Annotated in this window: 18 protein-coding genes; 15 read left to right on the forward strand and 3 right to left on the reverse strand. The window is 37.1% G+C overall.

Annotated elements, in window-relative coordinates; all coding sequences use genetic code 11:
• The first annotated feature begins 1 nt into the window (after position 1).
• The gene (locus ACQCPR_RS00720; RefSeq protein WP_427137922.1) at positions 2-1555 is read left to right on the forward strand and encodes a histidine kinase N-terminal 7TM domain-containing protein; all 1554 of its coding nucleotides are present in this window, start codon (positions 2-4) and stop codon (positions 1553-1555) included.
• A 312-nt stretch (positions 1556-1867) separates the two neighbouring features.
• On the opposite strand, the gene ACQCPR_RS00725 is transcribed toward ACQCPR_RS00720, so the two are convergent.
• Positions 1868-3223, reverse strand: coding sequence for a M48 family metallopeptidase (locus ACQCPR_RS00725; RefSeq protein WP_427137923.1), 1356 nt, complete (start codon positions 3221-3223; stop codon positions 1868-1870).
• A 119-nt stretch (positions 3224-3342) separates the two neighbouring features.
• Between ACQCPR_RS00725 and ACQCPR_RS00730 the strand changes: the two genes are divergently transcribed.
• The 4 genes from ACQCPR_RS00730 (at position 3343) to ACQCPR_RS00745 (ending at position 6672) form a co-directional block, all read left to right on the forward strand.
• The gene (locus ACQCPR_RS00730) at positions 3343-4164 is read left to right on the forward strand and encodes an ABC transporter permease (RefSeq protein WP_090570610.1); all 822 of its coding nucleotides are present in this window, start codon (positions 3343-3345) and stop codon (positions 4162-4164) included.
• Between the two features lie 4 nt (positions 4165-4168).
• Positions 4169-4948 (forward strand): ABC transporter ATP-binding protein, encoded by a 780-nt coding sequence (locus ACQCPR_RS00735; protein ID WP_090570613.1) that lies wholly within the window; start codon positions 4169-4171, stop codon positions 4946-4948.
• Between the two features lie 11 nt (positions 4949-4959).
• Entirely contained in the window at positions 4960-6045 is a 1086-nt protein-coding gene (locus tag ACQCPR_RS00740; protein ID WP_090570616.1) for an ABC transporter substrate-binding protein, read from the forward strand.
• Positions 6046-6219: 174 nt separating this feature from the next.
• Complete coding sequence (locus tag ACQCPR_RS00745; protein ID WP_090570619.1) at positions 6220-6672, forward strand: YaiI/YqxD family protein; 453 nt, start codon at positions 6220-6222, stop codon at positions 6670-6672.
• Here ACQCPR_RS00745 and ACQCPR_RS00750 read toward each other — a convergent pair.
• Complete coding sequence (locus tag ACQCPR_RS00750; protein ID WP_093495399.1) at positions 6669-7535, reverse strand: glycerophosphodiester phosphodiesterase family protein; 867 nt, start codon at positions 7533-7535, stop codon at positions 6669-6671. The two genes, ACQCPR_RS00745 and ACQCPR_RS00750, sit on opposite strands and share 4 nt — an antisense overlap.
• A 188-nt stretch (positions 7536-7723) precedes the next feature.
• Here ACQCPR_RS00750 and ACQCPR_RS00755 point away from each other — a divergent pair, with 188 nt between their 5' ends.
• The 10 genes from ACQCPR_RS00755 to ACQCPR_RS00800 all read left to right on the forward strand — a co-directional run bounded on the left by ACQCPR_RS00755 (position 7724) and on the right by ACQCPR_RS00800 (position 18161).
• Positions 7724-8854, forward strand: a complete 1131-nt coding sequence (locus ACQCPR_RS00755; protein ID WP_427137924.1) for an ABC transporter ATP-binding protein — start codon at positions 7724-7726, stop codon at positions 8852-8854.
• Positions 8851-9762, forward strand: coding sequence for a carbohydrate ABC transporter permease (locus tag ACQCPR_RS00760; RefSeq protein WP_090570628.1), 912 nt, complete (start codon positions 8851-8853; stop codon positions 9760-9762). Before ACQCPR_RS00755 ends, ACQCPR_RS00760 begins: the two co-directional genes overlap by 4 nt.
• Complete coding sequence (locus ACQCPR_RS00765) at positions 9759-10571, forward strand: carbohydrate ABC transporter permease (protein ID WP_427137925.1); 813 nt, start codon at positions 9759-9761, stop codon at positions 10569-10571. Before ACQCPR_RS00760 ends, ACQCPR_RS00765 begins: the two co-directional genes overlap by 4 nt.
• A gap of 37 nt (positions 10572-10608) precedes the next feature.
• Positions 10609-11976: an ABC transporter substrate-binding protein gene (locus ACQCPR_RS00770; RefSeq protein ID WP_093495397.1), complete on the forward strand. Its 1368-nt coding sequence runs from the start codon at positions 10609-10611 to the stop codon at positions 11974-11976.
• Positions 11977-12213: 237 nt separating this feature from the next.
• Positions 12214-13266, forward strand: a complete 1053-nt coding sequence (gene cax / locus ACQCPR_RS00775) for a calcium/proton exchanger (RefSeq protein ID WP_241600372.1) — start codon at positions 12214-12216, stop codon at positions 13264-13266.
• 233 nt (positions 13267-13499) lie between these two features.
• Positions 13500-14447, forward strand: coding sequence for a rhodanese-related sulfurtransferase (locus tag ACQCPR_RS00780; protein WP_090570639.1), 948 nt, complete (start codon positions 13500-13502; stop codon positions 14445-14447).
• A gap of 265 nt (positions 14448-14712) precedes the next feature.
• Entirely contained in the window at positions 14713-15159 is a 447-nt protein-coding gene (locus tag ACQCPR_RS00785; RefSeq protein WP_093495394.1) for a GNAT family N-acetyltransferase, read from the forward strand.
• A gap of 14 nt (positions 15160-15173) precedes the next feature.
• Complete coding sequence (locus tag ACQCPR_RS00790; RefSeq protein ID WP_427137926.1) at positions 15174-16478, forward strand: D-serine ammonia-lyase; 1305 nt, start codon at positions 15174-15176, stop codon at positions 16476-16478.
• A 190-nt stretch (positions 16479-16668) separates the two neighbouring features.
• Positions 16669-17058 carry a GntR family transcriptional regulator gene (locus ACQCPR_RS00795; protein WP_090570646.1) on the forward strand — a complete coding sequence of 130 codons (390 nt, stop codon included), beginning with the start codon at positions 16669-16671 and terminating at the stop codon, positions 17056-17058.
• Positions 17055-18161: a DUF1648 domain-containing protein gene (locus ACQCPR_RS00800; protein WP_427137927.1), complete on the forward strand. Its 1107-nt coding sequence runs from the start codon at positions 17055-17057 to the stop codon at positions 18159-18161. The genes ACQCPR_RS00795 and ACQCPR_RS00800 overlap by 4 nt, the downstream gene beginning before the upstream one ends.
• A gap of 99 nt (positions 18162-18260) precedes the next feature.
• On the opposite strand, the gene ACQCPR_RS00805 is transcribed toward ACQCPR_RS00800, so the two are convergent.
• The gene (locus ACQCPR_RS00805; RefSeq protein WP_090570652.1) at positions 18261-18701 is read right to left on the reverse strand and encodes a peptidylprolyl isomerase; all 441 of its coding nucleotides are present in this window, start codon (positions 18699-18701) and stop codon (positions 18261-18263) included.
• Positions 18702-18948: the final 247 nt, after the last annotated feature.

An 18948-nucleotide genomic window follows, 5' to 3' on the forward strand; every position in this document is an offset into this window, starting at 1 on the left:
CTTGTCATACATTCTGATAGTTATATTGGCGGGCACAATAAGTTTATTTCTTAGCTTGTACATACGAGTAAAAGCTAAAGATGCTCCTGGTGCAAAGTCGTACATTGTAGTTACATTATTATCATCAATCTTTATCTTTGCTTATGCTTTTGAATTAGCAAGTACATCCTTAAAACAAATGAAGTTTTGGCTTGGTATCGAGTATCTCGTCATGCCACTTATACCAATATTTGTCCTATTCATGTGTATGGAGTATGTAGGGCATAAAATAAAGACGTGGAATTACGCTCTTTTTGTCATTCCCCTCACTACAATATTTATGGTGCAAACAAATGAACTTCATCATTTTTATTACAGAACAATAAAGGTGGATAAGAATGGGCCTTTGCCACTACTAGATTTAGAATGGGGTCCATGGTTTTATGTTCATGCCATTTTCCTGTTTGTATGTTTAACAATGTCCGTTCTGATATTGCTAAGGGAATTTCGAAAATCTTTATTCATGTTTCGTATGCAAATTCTATTGATGGTAGCAGGCTTGCTCACTCCAATCATAGCAAATTACTTTTATCTAAAGGATTGGAGCAATGGCATTGATCTTGGGCCAGTTTCATTAAGTGTCACTTTTATGTTCCACGGTGTGGCCCTTTTATCCTTACAGATGTTCAATGTGGCACCGATTGCTAGGGAAAGTGTATTTGAAAGTTTGAAAGAAGGCGTGATTGTGTTAAATCAAAATCGGGTGATAGTTGACTACAATAAAGCCGCATTAAATGTTATCCCTACTATGAGCTCGAACCATATCGGTAAACCAGTTGACGAAGTTCTCATTCAAAATCCCTTACTTGCAGAAATGTTAGAAGAGGAGCAGGAGTGCGATTACACCAGTTCTCTAGAATCAGGGGTTACACACTTCCGGATTAATTTTTCCAAAGTTGAGAATAAAAGTGGATTACATGTGGGCAAAATTGTTACCTTTGTCGATGTTACTGAAAAAGTGCGAATGGAAGAAAAGTTAAAGCAATTAGCAAGTTTAGATGGCTTGACACAGTTGTATAATCGCACGTTCTTTATGAGAAAATCTGAAATGATATTTGATGACTTAAAAGCCGACGGTGGGGTTGTATCCATTATATTGTTTGACATCGATCATTTTAAAAGGGTAAATGACACATTTGGTCATGAGGCAGGGGATATAGTATTGACCCATATTACAAGCATTACTAAGGAAGAATTACGAGTAACAGACTTTATGGGGCGTTACGGAGGGGAAGAATTCATTATATGCATGCCAGAAACCACTCTAATGGAGGCTACATCTAGAGCGAATAGAATTCGACAAGCGATAGAAGAAAGTTTTACGACCTTTAATGAAAGAGAAATTCTTGTAACTTCAAGTTTTGGGGTATCCTATGTTCAAATGTCAGCGGGAGAGGATAGATATTCTGTCCAACAACTTATTCGACAAGCCGATCAGGCTTTATATGCTGCAAAACGTAAAGGTAGAAACTGTGTGGAAGTCTACGAGGCGAATGATATCTATATGCAAGTTTAGTATGAACAACTCACCTAAAATTACTTCTTAAAAATATGCTATTGTATTCGTATATATTAATAGCGTTTTTAAAGTCAAATGTTATTACAAATCTATAACCGATATGAACATCCTACTTTTTAACAGATGCGCTAGGTAGCGACATGAAAGTACTTTGGAGCATAAATCAACAGAGTTTATTACTAATTATCTTTTTATGAATTGATTCAATATATAAATAGAGCAGACTCCCGAAACGTATCGTCGGGAGCCTGCTTTTTACTTAGGCATGAGTTTATATCATAATATTACTCTTTAATTTGGTGCCTACAACTATGGAGCACTAGTGAATTCACTTAGTGAATCAAGAAATTCATCATCACTATTGACTCCCATTATGTTGTTGCCTGAATATCCTTCTGGATCAAGAGCAGCAGGATTAGCACCATATTTATATAGTAGTGCTGCCATGTCGTAATTCTCATAATAAAACGAAGCTGTTAACGCATTAGTGTATTGATCTTCTGTGTTTGGGTTAGCACCAGAGATCAATAATAACTCAGCAATTGCATTATTATCAGAATAAACGGCATGGTGTAAAGCAGTTGTATCTTCTGCATCTCTTTCCTCTAAATTGACTCCATTAGCCACAAGCTCACGAATTGCTTCTTCATCATCAGCTAGAACTGCATCCATAAGTGGAGTCAAATTAAGTGATTCCTCTGTTAAAGGTGCAGTGCTCTCTAGTGTCGAAGTTTCTGTAGTGGAAGCCTCAGATGATAACACTTCTTCTTGCAACAAGTCACCTGTAAAGAAATTTTCATACTTTACTGCACCAGTTACCATAACTGCTATGACTCCTATATATCCAATGATGAAAATACCTAGTAATGCACCAATACCAAGTGCGATTTTTGAAGTATTAGGATAATAAAGTGGAGTGCCCTCTACTTGCATGAAATGTCCAACTGCTTGGACCCTTTTTGGAGTAGTCGGGTGAGATGACAGTACTTCACTCAACCATATAAATACATTCGATTCGGTATTGATTTGTTCTAAGTAAGCATCCTCATTAACCTCTTTATATAGCTGTTTCCCAATACTCAATATGGTTAGTCCACGTTTTGCAGCAGCCCCATCACGTATAAAGAATGCTGCATGTCGGTCACAAGTATACTCACAGGAACGACTATATGCTTGCGATAGAAAAGGCACTAAACGTGCTGGCAAGATAAACGTGTTTTTTAAAACGTGATTACGTTTTATATGTGTAAGTTCATGAGCAATGATGAAATCGAGTTCAGCATTCCCTTGCTCTCTAGCAAGCTCAAAAACTTCTGAATAGAGAACTACCATATGTTTTCCTAAAAAACGGGTTGCAAAAGCATTGAATGCCCCTTCTGAGTGAACCACGAATACATCTGGCACCTTTTTTAAACCCATTTCCTGAGAAATATGTACAATTCTTTCATATACATCCGGAAATTGCTTTTCACTAATGCGAATTCCATTTGCACGGATATAACCCAACGACATGTAAAGTGCATAAATACTAAATAAAATAAGTGCTAGTAAAATAGCTATTCCGATTATTGAAGCGATTGCTAAAAAGTAAATGAGTACACTGAATATAATAGATAAAATAAAATATGGAATTTCGCGACTCGATCTTAACTGTATATCTGTCATATTATTCCTCCTTTTGCTTTAAAGTTACCAAACGATACATTTTAAGTCAATTTAAAAATAGGCTGTCTTTCACACAAATTCCTCTTTCGTCATATTATTTTTAGAAGAGGTGGTGAAAAATGCACGAAGAAAAAGAGGGCAAACTATACAATCCCTACGAAATGGAACAACAGGAATGGAAGAAGCGACAGGTAAAAGAACGCGGAAAGCAATTACTTACTATTATTTCACCTATTTTTATTCTATTGCTGTGGGAAATTTGTTCACGCACAGGTGTACTTGATATACGGTTCTTTCCACCGCCATCTGCAATTGTTTCTACGTTTTTTGAGTTAATGACAAGCGGCATGCTATGGACACATATTTCCGTCTCTTTATATAGAATAGCTGCTGGATTTTTATTGGGGGTAATACCAGGAATAATCATTGGACTACTCATGGGGTTGTATGCTCCGATCCGTCATTTTATCTCGCCGATTGTCATGGCATTTATGCCCATTCCGACTTTAGCGTTACTTCCAATCATAATCATCCTTTTTGGTATTGGGGATTTTTCAAAAGTTGTTACCATTGCTGGTAGTGTATTTTTCCCAGTGGTTATTAATACTGTCGCTGGTGTGTTGAATATCGAAAAAGTTCATTTAGATGTGGCCAAAAATTATGGAGCAAGTCCAAGTGATTTCTTTATCAGAATTGCATTTCCAGGAGCACTGCCGGTTATGTTAGAAGGCATTCAAATGGGTCAGGCGATTGCACTTCTTACGATTGTTGCAGCGGAGATGATGGGAGCTACATCAGGTATCGGATATTTAATCTGGACTTCTTATAAAGCATTTATGTTGAAAGAGATGTTTGTAGGATTAATACTCATTTCTTTTTTTGGATTTTTGTTTTCTCTTTTCTTACGTGGGGTACAAAGAAAAATTGTCCCGTGGAGGTGAATAGATGGACCAATCAGCGAAGATTTCTATTAATGACCTAACGAAAGTATTTTACAAGAAAAATAATAGTGTAACAGCTATACAAAATATTACGTTAAGTGTAGAAGAAGGTGAGTTTGTCTGTATAGTTGGCCCGAGTGGTTGTGGGAAAACAACTTTACTACGAATACTAGCAGGGCTAGAGCAGCCAAGTTCGGGTACATTTTCTATAGAATCGGATACAGATTTTCGGCCGCTACAATCAATGGTTTTTCAAGAAAAGGGAGTTATTCCTTGGTTAACAGTAGAAGAAAATGTTGCGTTCGGACTTAATATGCGTCATTTGCCAAAAGAGTTTGTTCGAAAGCAAACCAATTATTACTTGAAAAAAGTCGGTCTCTCCAAATTTTCGAAGCTATACCCAAAAGAACTCTCTGGTGGTATGAAACAACGAATAAGCATTGCGCGGGCATTTGCTAATGACCCGGAAATACTACTAATGGATGAACCATTTGCAGCACTGGATGAACAGAACAAATTTATATTACAGGAGGAACTACTTTCTATTTGGTCCGAAACGAAAAAAACGGTGATATTTATAACGCATAGTATTGATGAGGCTTTGCTATTAAGTGACCGCATAGTGCTAATGAGCTCTCAACCAGGAGAAATAGTAGATCAAATAAAAGTTCCTCTTCCTAGACCACGCACAATGGAACAAGTTCGTGCGAATTTAGAAATGGCGGAGCAGTTTATAGCAATCTGGAATCACTTGCAACAGGAAGTGCAAAAGTCAAGAAAGTAAGGAGGACATATGTGAAAAAATGGTGGTTTATAATTATAGCATCAGTTGTACTTTTACTAGGTGCATGTAGTTCCAAAGACAAGGAAGGTACAACTGGAGTGGACGATGAAGTTAGTAAAGACAATCCTTCAGGAGACCTTGCACCGCTGGATGAAAAAGTGAAAGTAATTATTGCAGAGGATGGATCCGCTTCTGGAGCAGGGTTTTATATTGCAAAAGAAAAAGGATACTTTGAGGATTACAATATAGATGTAGAGTTTGCAGTATTCTCGAATAGTGATGAAATGTTACCAGCCCTTGCGTCTGGGGATGTAGATATCGCAGGAGGGGTATCAACTGCATCGTTCTTTAATGCCATTGCACAAGGAATTGACGTGAAGATTATCGCAGACAAAGGGCATAATGTTCCAGGGAAATCCTATTTCTCATTTGTTATTGGTAATCATATGGTAGATGAAATAAAAGAATACGAAGATTTTAAAGGCAAAAAAATTGCAATATCCTCTAAAAACTCGATTGATGAATATATCTATTTGGAAATGCTAAAGCACGCTGGATTAACATCTGAGGACGTGGAGCTTATATTACTTGCCGATTTCGGAAGTATGTTGGGTGCAATTGAAAACGGATCTATTGATGCGGCGTTACAGATTGAGCCTTTGATAGCTCAGGGAATTGAAAATGGTTTTCATCAGCGCTTTGGAGATGCGACTGATTATGCGCCAGAGTCTCAAATTGCAATGGTTTTAGGGTCTCCACAGTTTATGAGCGATGAACAGGATGTATCTCTTCGATTTATGGCTGCCTATTTAAAAGGTGTTCGAGACTACAATGATGCCTTTATCAAAGGTGAAAATAAAACCGAGATTATAGATATTATGAAGCAGCATACTTCGCTAAAAGATTCTGAACTCTGGGAGAAAGTTTATGTTACTGGATTAGACCCAGATGGTAAAATGTTTTTAGATGATGTATTAAAGCAATATAATGCATACAAAGAAAACGGAGCAATAAGTGGGGATGTAGACTTTGATAAGGCGGTAGATACATCGATGACAGAAAAAGCGGTAGAACTATTAGGAGCATATGAAAAGTAAAACGTCCAGAATCTTGGACGTTTTTTTCAAAAGATAAGAAAGTATAAACAAATGTTTTTATTAAAGTAAGATTGCTGACTTAAAACTTTAGAAGTGCTTTTCTCAATACATTGTACTTTAAACGATTGGGTATAATACAATGGAATGCAAGGAAGTTAAAAAGAGGTGCGTAAGATGGTAAGTATTTTGGTCGATGCAGATGGATGTCCAGTAGTGGATTTGACTATTCATGTGGCGAAAAAGTTTAAAATGAACGTAACATTACTATGTGATACCGCGCATTATATGCAAAGAGAAGGTGCAGATACAGTAATGGTATCTAAAGGAGCAGATGCAGTAGATTTTGTTTTAGTGAATAGAGTAAACAAGGGTGACATAGTAGTGACGCAAGATTATGGTCTAGCTGCGATGGTTTTAGCCAAACAAGGGTTTGCTATCGATCAAAACGGGCGATGGTATACCCCTGAAAACATTGACCAGCTTCTAGATAGTCGCCATATATCCAAGAAAATTAGACAGGCTGGTGGTCGTTTGAAGGGACCAAAAAAACGCCAAAAAGAAGACAATGAAAAATTTGAAGCAAGCTTCCGTAAACTATGCGAACATGCCCTACAAGTTGGAAACTAACTTTCTTCTTGCAAAAGAATATCGCCTAGGGTGGGGGTATCTGTGAAAACCCCATTTGCATCAAGATGGTATGCATTTTTCATTTCTATTTCATTTTTAATAGAAAAAAGATGAACCTTAAATCCATTTAATTGTGCATCATGGATAAAGTCTTGATCAACCGATTTTATATTGACCCCAATTCCACTAGCATAAGTTTGTAATCGTTTATAATCAGAATGGGATAAAGCAGCTTTCTCTTTGAAACTAAATAGTTGAATCAGAGGAAGCTGCGGTTCTAGTGCATGAAACTTTGTTAAGCTATCTTCATTAAACGACTCCACAATTACTTTTGGTAAGTCCCCTGTATCTCGAATTAAATTATATTTTCTTAATAAAGTAAATAGCTTTTCTTCCATTCCCTCGTAGATACTTGGAGACTTCAATTCGATATAGTAGTTTACATCATCTCCGAAATGGAGAAAGATTTCCTCTAAAGTAGGCACTCCTTCTTGTTCAAACTCTCTATTAGCTAACCCTGGAAATGCTTCATTAAACCATTTCCCTGCATTTAACTGTTCTAATTCCTCCAAAGTATACTCCTTTACAAATCCTGTTCCATCCGTTGTACGATCCACTTTTTCATCGTGCATGGCAACAAGGACTCCATCCTTAGTCATTTGTAAATCTATTTCAATATAGTCGACATCAGCCTGATGAGCAATTTCGTAAGCAACAATGGTATGTTCAGGCGCAATAGCAGAAGCCCCGCGGTGCGCGATAATTAAAAACTTTTCATTGGAAAGAGGCTGTATATTACTTTCCTGGTCATCACAGCCTGCAACTAAACATAAAATTACTAGTATAAAAAATATTAACCGCATGAGAGACTCCATTCTTGTAAAGATTTTATAAGGTTTAGTAAAAATGTAAATATTATGTAAAAATTGGTTATTTCTATATACATTGATGGTATGTCTTGTAAAATGAAGCTACTGGAATTTTACCACCTTTATTAGCTATGGCGTCACTATAAACTTATATGATGAATGGTAGAGAGGATGAAATGTCTTTGAAAAGGGTCGAACTAATTGATATCTCCAAATCGTATGATAAGCAATCTAATGTTATTTCTAATATTAACGTAACTATTGAACCGGGGGAATTTTTTGTTCTAGTCGGTCCTTCTGGTTGTGGAAAAAGTACCATGCTTCGAATGATTGCAGGACTAGAAGATATAACAGGTGGGACACTTAAAATTGGTGATACAGAAGTAAATGATTTGCCTCCAAGTAAACGAGATTTATCCATGGTGTTTCAAAATTATGCGTTATACCCTCACCTATCGGTTGAAGAAAATATTCAATTCGGTTTACATGTAAAAAAAATCGATAAAAAAGAGCGAGCTAAACGTACAAGTGAAGTGGCAGCAATGCTTGGTTTAACGGAATATTTAAAGCGAAAACCTAGAGAATTATCAGGTGGACAGCGTCAAAGGGTGGCGTTAGCTCGAGCTATAGTTAACGAAGCACCTATTTGTTTAATGGATGAACCATTATCTAATTTAGATGCAAAGCTCCGAGCGCATATGCGTTCCGAAATAAGACAAATTCAAAGACGCTTAGGTATTACTATGATTTATGTGACACATGATCAAATCGAAGCAATGACTATGGGAGACCGAATAATGATTCTTCATGAAGGATCTATCCAGCAAATAGGAAAGCCTATCGACATTTATAACAACCCAGCTAATCCTTTCGTAGCTACATTTATCGGTTCACCCCCTATGAATCTAGCAAGCGGGGTTGGGGACAACCTGACGAGTACGATTAGGTTAAATGATTCGATTCTAATTCCAGTTCCAACAGTAGATGCACACTTTCTAACCGAGCGAGTAATTGTAGGGATAAGACCAGAACATATAAAAGCAGCAACCAAAGAGACTGAGGAAAAAGACAAATTCGTTGTGGAAGTTTCAAACGTGGAAATTTTAGGGAATGAAACGATTTTTACTTTTTTACTAAATGAGGAATCCTGGCAAGTTAAGTGGAGTGGACAGTGGCAAATAGAAATAGGAGATAAAATTCCTTTAATGATGAATTATGAATCCTTTTGTTTCTTCAATAGTGAGACAAAGGAAATTATGAAAACTCCATCAGATGTCGAAAACCATGTTTTTGGTAAAGAGGTATTTGTATGATGGTCGTATCTAAACCTAAAAAGATAAGCTATTGGAAACGTTCCTCTAATGCTCGAATCGCATTATTGTATTTATTGCCTTCCATTATATTATTTTCTGTATTTGTTTTTTATCCGATGTTTCGGACCATCTACTTAAGTTTCTTTTTAACAGACCAAGCAGGAGAAGCCGCAATTTTCGTAGGTTTAGAAAACTATACTTATTTACTGGAATCGGATGCCTTCCTTAACAGTATTAAAGCAACATTCTTATTCGTTTTATATACAGTTCCGACTGGGATTATTATTGCACTCATTTTAGCGTTACTCGCAAATGAAAAACTGAGAGGAATTGGTATTTTCAGGACTATCTACGCTTCGACAATGGGAATATCGGTTGCAGCGTCCTCTGTAGTTTGGCTATTCTTGTTTCATCCGAGTGTTGGTATGTTCAATAAATTATTAAATATCTTTAATCTGCCACAAATTGAATGGCTATTAGATCCAACTTGGGCATTATTTTCAGTGTCACTCTCAACTATATGGCTAAATACAGGGTTTTCCTTCTTGATAATACTTGGGGGATTGCAAAATATAGATGAGCATTTATATGAAAGTGCTCGTATTGATGGTGCTAGTTATTGGTATCGGCTAAAGAGGATTACTATTCCGATGCTCTCTCCAACTTTGTTTTTCATCATTACGATTTCACTTATTAATGCATTTCAAACGTTTGGACAGATCGATATCTTAACTAAAGGTGGTCCATCTCAGTCTACCAATTTAATCGTATATTCTATATATAAAGAAGCATTTATCAATTATCAATTCGGAACCGCTAGTGCCCAAGCTGTGTTCTTGTTTATATGCATTTTAATCGTTACGATTTTACAATTTAAGCTTGGGGAAAAGAAGGTGCATTACCAATGAGATTATGGAAAAAGCTAGTTCTTTACTTCTTATTAATTGTTACTTCATTAATCCTGTTTTTTCCTATCATTTATGCATTTATGATAAGTTTCATGACTGGCGGTGAGATTTTATCCGGTAAGTTACTGCCTTCTACCTTTAGTATAGATAATTATGTAAAGGTATTTGAACGGCTTCCTTTATTTAATTATTTGATAAATAGTTTTGTCGTTTCACTCGGTGTAATGCTTGGTCAGTTAGTCGTTTGTAGTTTGGCTGCATATGCATTTGTATTTATCCCGTTTAAGGGTAGAGATTTTATCTTTTTCTTATTTATATCAACGATGATGATTCCATGGGAAGCTACAATGATTCCTAACTTCTTCACCATTCAAAAACTAGACTGGATTAATACTTATCAAGGAATGACATTACCGTTTTTTGCTTTGGCATTTGGTACTTTTTTACTGAGACAGCATTTTAAAACTATTCCAAAAGAGCTCCATGAGGCTTCACAAATAGCAGGACTAAGTAAGTTTGGATTTTTCTTTCGCGTAGTTTTGCCTGTTTCTAAGACAAGTCTTGTTACATTAGGTGCTTATGGGTTTTTGACGACATGGAATATGTATTTATGGCCACTTCTAGTGACTACTAATAATTCCGTTCGAACCGTCCAAATTGGTTTGAAGCAACTTCAATCGCAAGAAGTAGCTACAGAATGGGGGGTGGTTATGGCGGGGGTAATTGTAGTTATCATACCAACACTACTATTATTATTTTTAGGTCAAAAGCAATTACAAAAAGGGTTAACGCAAGGAGCTCTAAAATAACGGTTGTTCAAAACTAAAAAAGAGGTGTACTTTAAATATGAAGAACTCATCAAAATTTGCATTATTAGCTTTATTATTACTTAGTCTTTTTGCTTTAGTAGCATGTACAAACAGTGAGAGTAGTTCGTCTGAAACGGACGGTAATGAGGCGGAAACCGAAAAAGAAGTAGTAACCAATGAAGAAGGCAAAACTGTCATTTCTTTTTGGCATGCAATGTCTGGAGCAGGTCAAGTTTCCTTAGATGCAATTGTTGCAGACTTTAATACATCTCAAGATAAATATGAAGTGCAGGCAGAATTCCAAGGGTCATATGAAGAATCATTAACAAAGCTTCGTAGTGTTGGAGGTACAAAAGATGCCCCTGCCATAACGCAGGTGTTTGAAGTTGGAACAAAATATATGATTGATAGTGGCTTTGTAGAGCCGATTCAGAAATTTATTGATAAAGATAAATACGACATTTCTCAACTTGAAGAAAATATTTTAAATTACTACACAGTAGATGATCAGTTATACTCTATGCCGTTTAACTCATCCACACCAGTAATGCTATATAACAAAGATGCATTTAAAGCAGCAGGACTTGATCCAGAAAAAGCCCCAGAAACATTTTCGGAGGTTATTGATGCAGCTGCAAAATTGAAAACAGATGATATGAAGGGCTTCTCCATGCTAACATACGGATGGTTTTTTGAAGAGTTAGTGGCAACGCAAGGTGGACTATATGTAGATGAAGAAAATGGTCGTGCAGGAGATGCAACAAAAGCTACTTTCAATGGACCAGAAGGACTTAATGTATTTAGGTTCCTAGATACTATGAACAAAGCAGGGACTTTCGGAAACTTCGGAACAAACTGGGATGATATCCGTGCAGCATTCCAATCTGGAAAAGTTGCAATGTATATGGATTCCTCTGCGGGTATAAAAGGTATTATTGATAACGCTCCATTTGAAGTAGGTGCAGCATATATCCCATACGCAGATGAAGTAAAGCGTAATGGCGTTGTTATAGGTGGAGCATCACTATGGATGTCTAAAGGAATTGCGGAGGCAGAGCAAGAGGCAGCATGGGAATTTATGAAATACTTAACTACTCCTGAAGTTCAAGCAAAATGGCATTTAGAAACAGGTTACTTTGCGATCAACCCATCTGCATACGACGAACAAATCGTCAAAGATGCATGGGAGGTTACACCACAGTTAAAAGTAACTGTAGATCAATTGCAAAGTACTGAGCCTTCTATCGCAACACAAGGTGCTTTAATATCTGTATTCCCTGAATCCCGTCAACAAATTGTAACTGCATTAGAAAATCTATATCAGGGAATGGACCCACAAGAAGTACTAGATACAGCAGCAGAAGGAACCAATCGTGCAATAGAAATTGCTAATAAAACAAAATAGACAAGAACACACATTAAGGTACTCGGTACTAAAACAATTCTGAATTGTATTAGTACCGGGTACCTTTCATTATATATCGCTCTTTTCCATTCACTACACATATTATGAAGGTTACGGTGAAAGAGCATTTAATTTTTTTCATAATGAATAATTGGAAGTAGTGTTTCTTATTTATTAGAAAAGGGAAAGATAGAGTAGAGACTCAGGAGAGGGTCGTTTTAATGAAGAGGTGATTTTTTGGATAAACTCTTTGCAGTTCTTGTTTTTGTGGGTGTACCCTTAGTTCTAGTGGGTGCCTTTTTCAATTGGTCAGATATGGTTATGTTCTTTCTTTGCTGCACAAGTATTATTGGGCTTTCAGGGTATATAGGGAGGGCAACGGAAAGCCTGGCGATTGTAAGCGGACCAAGGATTGGCGGATTGTTAAATGCTACCTTTGGAAACGCAGTTGAACTTATTATTTCTATATTTACATTGAAGGCTGGAATGGTTGGAATCGTTCTAGCTTCACTGACTGGATCGGTTCTCGGTAATTTACTGCTTGTACTTGGTCTTTCATTTTTTGCAGGAGGCATCAAGTTTAAACGTCAAAAATTTAGTGTTCATGATTCTAGATATAATGCAGGATTGCTTATTTTTGCTGTTATCATCGCGTTTGTAATTCCTGAAGTATTTTCAATGAGTATGAATCCGCAAAAAACATTGTACTTGAGCATTGGAATTGCCATTATATTAATCACACTTTATCTAGCAGGGCTATTTTTCAAACTCGTTACGCATCGAGGCGTATTCGCTTCCTCCGACCAACCTGAAAAGGAAACAGAAGTACCGGAATGGACGAAAGGTAAGTCCATTTTAATACTACTGTTAGCCACAGTAGTAGTTGCTTTTGTATCTGAACAACTAGTACATACATTTGAAATGCTCGGTGAAAAGTTTGGATGGACAGAGTTGTTTATCGGTGTCATTATTGTAGCGATTGTTGGTAATGCGGCTGAACATGTTTCAGCCATTACGATGGCCGTTAAAAACAAAATGGATGTATCTGTGGAAATTGCAGTAGGTTCAACACTGCAGGTTGCCATGTTCGTAGCGCCGATATTAGTAATTGTCTCTTTGTTTATGCCTGAACCGATGTCGCTCGTTTTCACATGGCCTGAACTTGTGGCGATGGTTACCGCAGCACTTCTTGTCATTAACCTTTCAAATGATGGGGAATCGAATTGGTTTGAAGGATTAACTCTTTTCGCGGCATATTTGATTATGGGAATTGGATTTTATCTGCTTTAAGAGTGCAAGTTAAAAAGTCAGTGTCCGAGAGACGGATACTGACTTTCTTTGTGCTCCGGGCGTGCTACCTGAACTATAGATTGAGAGTTGCGAATCCACTGTAAGGGAGCAGTTTTGAAAAAACTGAATTGTTTTTAAAACTGGTATATTTTAAAAGAAACAATCTATTTAACATTAGAGTTGTTTTTTGGTATATTAGACGGTGGACAAAATTAGAAAAGGTGGAGTAAAAAATGGAAACAAATGCATACAGAGTATTACTTTACTATAAATATGTCCCGATTGAAGATCCAGTAACATTTGCACAAGAACATCTTGCTGCATGTAAGGAACTTGGGTTAAAAGGGCGTATTTTAGTATCAGACGAAGGAATAAACGGAACTTGCTCAGGAACGATAGAACAAACTGACGCATACATGAACATGATGAAGGCAGATGAACGCTTTGCCGACATGGTGTATAAAATAGATGAAACAGAAGGACATGCCTTCAAGAAAATGCATGTTCGTCCTAAGAAAGAGATTGTGCATTTAGGATTAGCTGATGATATTAATCCAAATGAAATAACAGGACAATACCTTTCTCCAAAAGAGTTCTTTGAACAAATGCAAGCAGAAGATACGGTTGTTATTGATGCTCGTAATGATTATGAATTTGACCTAGGTCACTTCCGCGGAGCAATCCGTCCAGAAATTCGCAACTTCCGTGACCTGCCAGACTGGATGCTAGAGAACAAAGAAATGTTCGAAGGTAAAAAAGTACTTACCTATTGTACTGGTGGGATACGTTGTGAAAAATTCTCGGGTTGGTTAGTTAGAGAAGGTTTTGAAGGTGTGGGTCAACTACACGGCGGAATCGCAACTTACGCCAAAGATCCAGAAGTGCGCGGCCAGCTTTGGGATGGTCAAATGTACGTATTTGATGAGCGTATAGCTGTGCCAATCAACCAAGTAGAGCATGTCGTTGTTGGAAAGGACCATTTCACAGGAGAGCCATGTGAGCGTTATGTTAACTGCGCAAACCCTGATTGTAATGATAAAATTCTTTGCTCAGAAGAAAACGAACATAAGTATTTACGAAGCTGTTCCGATGAATGCCGTGAACATCCACGCAACCGCTACATCGTAGAACATAAATTATCAGAAGAAGAAGTAGAAGCTAGACTAGCTGCTATAAAATAAGTTCCGCCCATGCTAATTTTTAGCATGGGCTTATTTTTTGGCTGAATTTCAACGGGGTTAACTCTTTATAATGAAGTGTAGTCTCGCTAAAACAATAAGTGGTTAAACTTAGTTAGTTTAGCTATTCTATTAATTATTTGTAACAAAGACGTCACAGTATAATAAATGGGTGATTGAAATATATTAAACGTATAGAGGGGATTCGCCACCCTGTATAGAAAGTAACAAAGAGTTCATTTTTCAAAAATAGAATGGAGGAACGTATATGTCAATCGAAGTGAAAAATATTTCAGATTTGAATGCAGTCAACGTATCCAAACTAATTCAAGAAAGTGAAAAAGAAGGTTATCGTTTCGTATCAAGGTTAGCATCAGAATATGAGGACGGAACGCATCGCTTCAGTGAACAGGGAGAGGCAATCTATGGAGCATGGGATGAAGATGAGCTAGTGGCGATTGGCGGTTTGTTTCGAAATAACGCTAGTGAAGCTGACAACTCTGCTCGACTATACCGATTTTATACTTTACCGGAATACCGTAGGAAAGGTGTAGGAAGTGAACTCTTAAAGGTTGTTTCTGAAAATGCCAAAGGACACTTTAAAGAAATAACGACTAAAACAGAATCCGCAAAAGCAGATTCATTTTATCGTGCAAATGGATTTTTGTTTGACGAGCGTTCGCCAGATGTCACTCATGTGATGAGCTTAGAGTAGAAAGGGTTATATTAATGGATAAACAGCAATTAGAAGGGAGATTTCCCTTAATCTCCAATATGCAAAACAAGGAAGAAATAATATGGTTCAATCCAAACAAAATAAATTCAGAGGATGCGTTGAAAAACGTATTTATTACTGCTGAAATGGTACAAGATGCAAGCGATCGTTTAGATCGTTTTGCATCTTATTTGCGTATTGCTTTTCCAGAGACTGCAAAAGCAAAAGGGATTATTGAGTCACCGCTTGTAAAAATTCCAACTATGGAATCCAGCTTAAAGGAATTCTTTCACACAGATTTTGATGGAGAATTATTATTAAAATGTGATAATGCCTTACCAATATCAGGATCTATAAAGGCTCGTGGTGGTATCTATGAGGTACTTAAAATTGCAGAGCAAATTGCTATACAAGAGAATTTATTGAAAATAACAGATGATTATGCACTACTCGCAACAGAAAAATTCACACAATTTTTTTCTAACTATTCAATTGCAGTAGGGTCGACTGGAAATTTAGGACTTAGCATCGGGATAATCAGTGCTAAGTTTGGGTTTCAAGTGACTGTGCATATGTCTAGTGATGCGAAGCAATGGAAAAAAGATATGCTCCGTGCAAAAGGCGTAACAGTCGTAGAGTACGATTTTGATTATAGTATTGCGGTAAAGGAAGGCAGAAAACAAGCGGACAAGGATTCGTCTTGCTTTTTTATCGACGACGAAAATTCTGTTGACTTATTTGTCGGGTATGCCGTTGCAGCAAGTAGATTGAAAACTCAACTGGAACAAATGCAAACCATTGTCGACGCCGAACACCCATTGTTTGTATACTTACCTTGCGGAGTTGGTGGTGGACCAGGTGGAGTTGCATTTGGACTAAAGCTTTTATTCGGAGATCATGTGCATTGTTTTTTTGCGGAGCCTACGAACTCGCCTTGCATGCTACTTGGGTTAATGACCGGGCTACATGAAAAAATATCAGTGGCTGATATTGGGCTAGATAACAAAACGGATGCGGATGGATTAGCGGTGGGACGACCATCTGGATTTGTAGGTAAAAATCTTGAGCAGCTTATTAGCGGAAGCATCACTATAAGTGATCAAACCATGTATGAGCTACTTGCCTTATTGGCAGACACAGAGAATATTCTATTAGAGCCATCTGCATTGGCAGGTATGACAGGACCAATTCAACTTAAGAAACTAGGAGTTTCCATACAAAATGCAACACATATTGTGTGGGCAACAGGAGGAGGAATGGTTCCTTCTCAGGAAATGAAGGTTTATTATGAAAAAGGAAAGCAATTTCTTGAAAAATAAAACTACAAGCCTTGTAGTTAGAGTCTCACGACATACAAGTCGTGGTGTAATAATCCTGCTAGTTAATGCGGGACGAAGTATATTCTGATCCTACTTATATTTAAAAGTAGGATTTTTTAATTTTGCTCTACTATACATAGAACAAATGTGTTATGCTATATATAGAACAAAAACTAAGGAGGGTGACTTCATGTTTATTGAAATAAAATCTGATTCTGATGTCCCCATCTATTTGCAGCTAGCCCACCAACTTATGGAGGGTATGGTACGAGGTGAATTAAAACCAGGTGACTCGCTACCATCTGTAAGAGCATTTGCGAGCGATTTAGGAATGAATATGCATACAGTAAATAAGGCTTATCACTATCTAGAGGAAAAAGAGTTTATACAAATAGTGGCAAAATCGGGAGTAATAATTCAGCCGAATGGTATTCCGAAGGCTTCAGAGGAAGAAAAGCATAAATTAGAAGCACAACTACGACCATTTGTAACAGAGGGGTTAGTCCTAAAGCTCTCGGAAGAAGAACTAGTGGTTATGGTACGTAAGCTTGTGCAAAATATTGAGGAGGGGAACGAATGACTATTGTTTTGTTTGGATTCATCCTATTTTTTATCACAGTTTTACAAGCATTTACACCAAAGTTTTTAAAGCCAACAGAAGCGTTTGGAGTGTATGTACCGGATAGCCACGCAAAAGATCCGGTAGTGATGAAGCTGAAAAGTAAATACACTACGTTTGTGTTAACATTTGGTTTGATCATATTGATAAGCTATCTGTGGTGGGGAATGACACAAAAACCAACAGAGGAAACACTGGCTCTAGCAGGCGTAAGTGTTCAGTTTACAACATTATTCGTGAGCATTGGTTATTATTTTATGATGCACCTTCGGGTTAAAAAAAGGAAAGAAATGCAAAGGTGGTTAAGTGGTAAAAGCGAAGTGAGAGTAGTCGATGTAAAGTTTCAAGAAAAGCTCAAACTAATACCTCGTGTAATCTTTATCATTCCGATGATAGTTACTGTAGGGCTAATCATTTATACATTTATGAAATATGATCAAATGCCAGAGATGATTCCTACTCATTGGGGACCTACTGGGGAAGCGGATGCATTTAGCAAAAAAACATATTTTAGTGTAATTGCACTGCCACTAATTTTACTAGTTATGCAGGTTTTGTTCCTTTCGGTGAGTGAAGGTATAAAATTTTCAGGTGCTCGAATTAATCCGACCAATAAAAAATCTTCCCTTGCACAGCAACTCGCGTTTCGAAAATATACAAGTTTATTAGCGCTCTTTATCACAATTGGTATAACGCTTATGATGGGTTACTTTCACTTACAAACAATTCATCCAGAAATATCATCACCGATAATCATGTGGACCCTACCTCTGACCTTTTTAGTATTAACATGTGCGGTTGTTGGTATTTATGCTCTAAAAGTAGGGCAAAGCGGATCACGATTAAAAGCAGAAAGAAACAGTGTAACCATAGAAAACAAAATTGCTATTGACGACGACCAATACTGGAAGGGTGGATTATTTTACATGAACAAAAATGATCCAAGTATTATGGTAGAAAAGCGATTTGGTGTAGGTTGGACGTTAAATTTTGCTCATCCTATCAGTTGGATTGTCTTACTAGTACCTCTAATTCTTATAGTTGGAATATCGATTGTATTATAAGAAAAGCAGCTACCCTAGTTATTGGGAGCTGCTTTTTAAAAGATATTTTTTTCAGTACTGTCTAGCTCTTTTCGCTACAATGCGGAGTCTGCCGATTTTCTATTCAGCGTCGAAAACTTCTACTTTTTCCATTTTAGCGCCATTTTTCATAGCTTTTGCTACTTCAAGCCCACTTGTAACTTGTCCAAAAACAGTATGAACACCGTTTAAATGTGGCTGTGGCTCGTGAACGATGAAAAATTGGCTAGAACCTGTATCTTTACCAGCATGCGCCATAGAAAGACTTCCTGCTTGGTGTTTGTGTGGGTTTCCTTCAGTTTCACATTTAATTGTTTTTCCGCTTCCACCCATACCTGTACCAGTTGGGTCTCCACCTTGGCTTACGAAACCAGGAATTACGCGATGGAAAACTACTCCGTTATAAAATCCACTGTTTGCTAACTCTTCGAAGTTTGCTACTGTGTTTGGTGCCTCATTAGGGAATAAATCAAATTCAATTTTTTCTCCAGAATCCATTAAGAAATAACCTTTTTTTGTCATTTAAAAACACTCCTTTTTCGTATAAATCCTTCATTAGTATAGCATGTACCCGGAGCATTTTCCAAAAACAGAGACTGTACAATAATTTTATGTAATGTTGTTGAAGAACGAGCCTAGCGTTCTCAAATGCTTAACTAATAAAAGTAAAGGCAAGTTGAACAAGATGAAATAGTTAAACACCACTAATATATGCAGACCATACTTCATTAAGTATGGTCTCTAAATTCAAAGAATAGTTATAATAATT

This window comes from Psychrobacillus psychrodurans, from assembly GCF_050209195.1.
Taxonomy (GTDB): Bacteria; Bacillota; Bacilli; order Bacillales_A; family Planococcaceae; genus Psychrobacillus; species Psychrobacillus psychrodurans.

Coding starts and splice junctions, on each gene's coding strand:
- ACQCPR_RS00725 (WP_427137923.1), bottom strand. CDS start 3,223: ATGACAGATATACAGTTAAGATCGAGTCGCGAAATTCCATATTTTATT.
- ACQCPR_RS00730 (WP_090570610.1), top strand. CDS start 3,343: ATGCACGAAGAAAAAGAGGGCAAACTATACAATCCCTACGAAATGGAA.
- ACQCPR_RS00735 (WP_090570613.1), top strand. CDS start 4,169: ATGGACCAATCAGCGAAGATTTCTATTAATGACCTAACGAAAGTATTT.
- ACQCPR_RS00745 (WP_090570619.1), top strand. CDS start 6,220: ATGGTAAGTATTTTGGTCGATGCAGATGGATGTCCAGTAGTGGATTTG.
- ACQCPR_RS00750 (WP_093495399.1), bottom strand. CDS start 7,535: ATGCGGTTAATATTTTTTATACTAGTAATTTTATGTTTAGTTGCAGGC.
- ACQCPR_RS00760 (WP_090570628.1), top strand. CDS start 8,851: ATGATGGTCGTATCTAAACCTAAAAAGATAAGCTATTGGAAACGTTCC.
- ACQCPR_RS00765 (WP_427137925.1), top strand. CDS start 9,759: ATGAGATTATGGAAAAAGCTAGTTCTTTACTTCTTATTAATTGTTACT.
- ACQCPR_RS00770 (WP_093495397.1), top strand. CDS start 10,609: ATGAAGAACTCATCAAAATTTGCATTATTAGCTTTATTATTACTTAGT.
- ACQCPR_RS00780 (WP_090570639.1), top strand. CDS start 13,500: ATGGAAACAAATGCATACAGAGTATTACTTTACTATAAATATGTCCCG.
- ACQCPR_RS00785 (WP_093495394.1), top strand. CDS start 14,713: ATGTCAATCGAAGTGAAAAATATTTCAGATTTGAATGCAGTCAACGTA.
- ACQCPR_RS00790 (WP_427137926.1), top strand. CDS start 15,174: ATGGATAAACAGCAATTAGAAGGGAGATTTCCCTTAATCTCCAATATG.
- ACQCPR_RS00795 (WP_090570646.1), top strand. CDS start 16,669: ATGTTTATTGAAATAAAATCTGATTCTGATGTCCCCATCTATTTGCAG.
- ACQCPR_RS00800 (WP_427137927.1), top strand. CDS start 17,055: ATGACTATTGTTTTGTTTGGATTCATCCTATTTTTTATCACAGTTTTA.
- ACQCPR_RS00805 (WP_090570652.1), bottom strand. CDS start 18,701: ATGACAAAAAAAGGTTATTTCTTAATGGATTCTGGAGAAAAAATTGAA.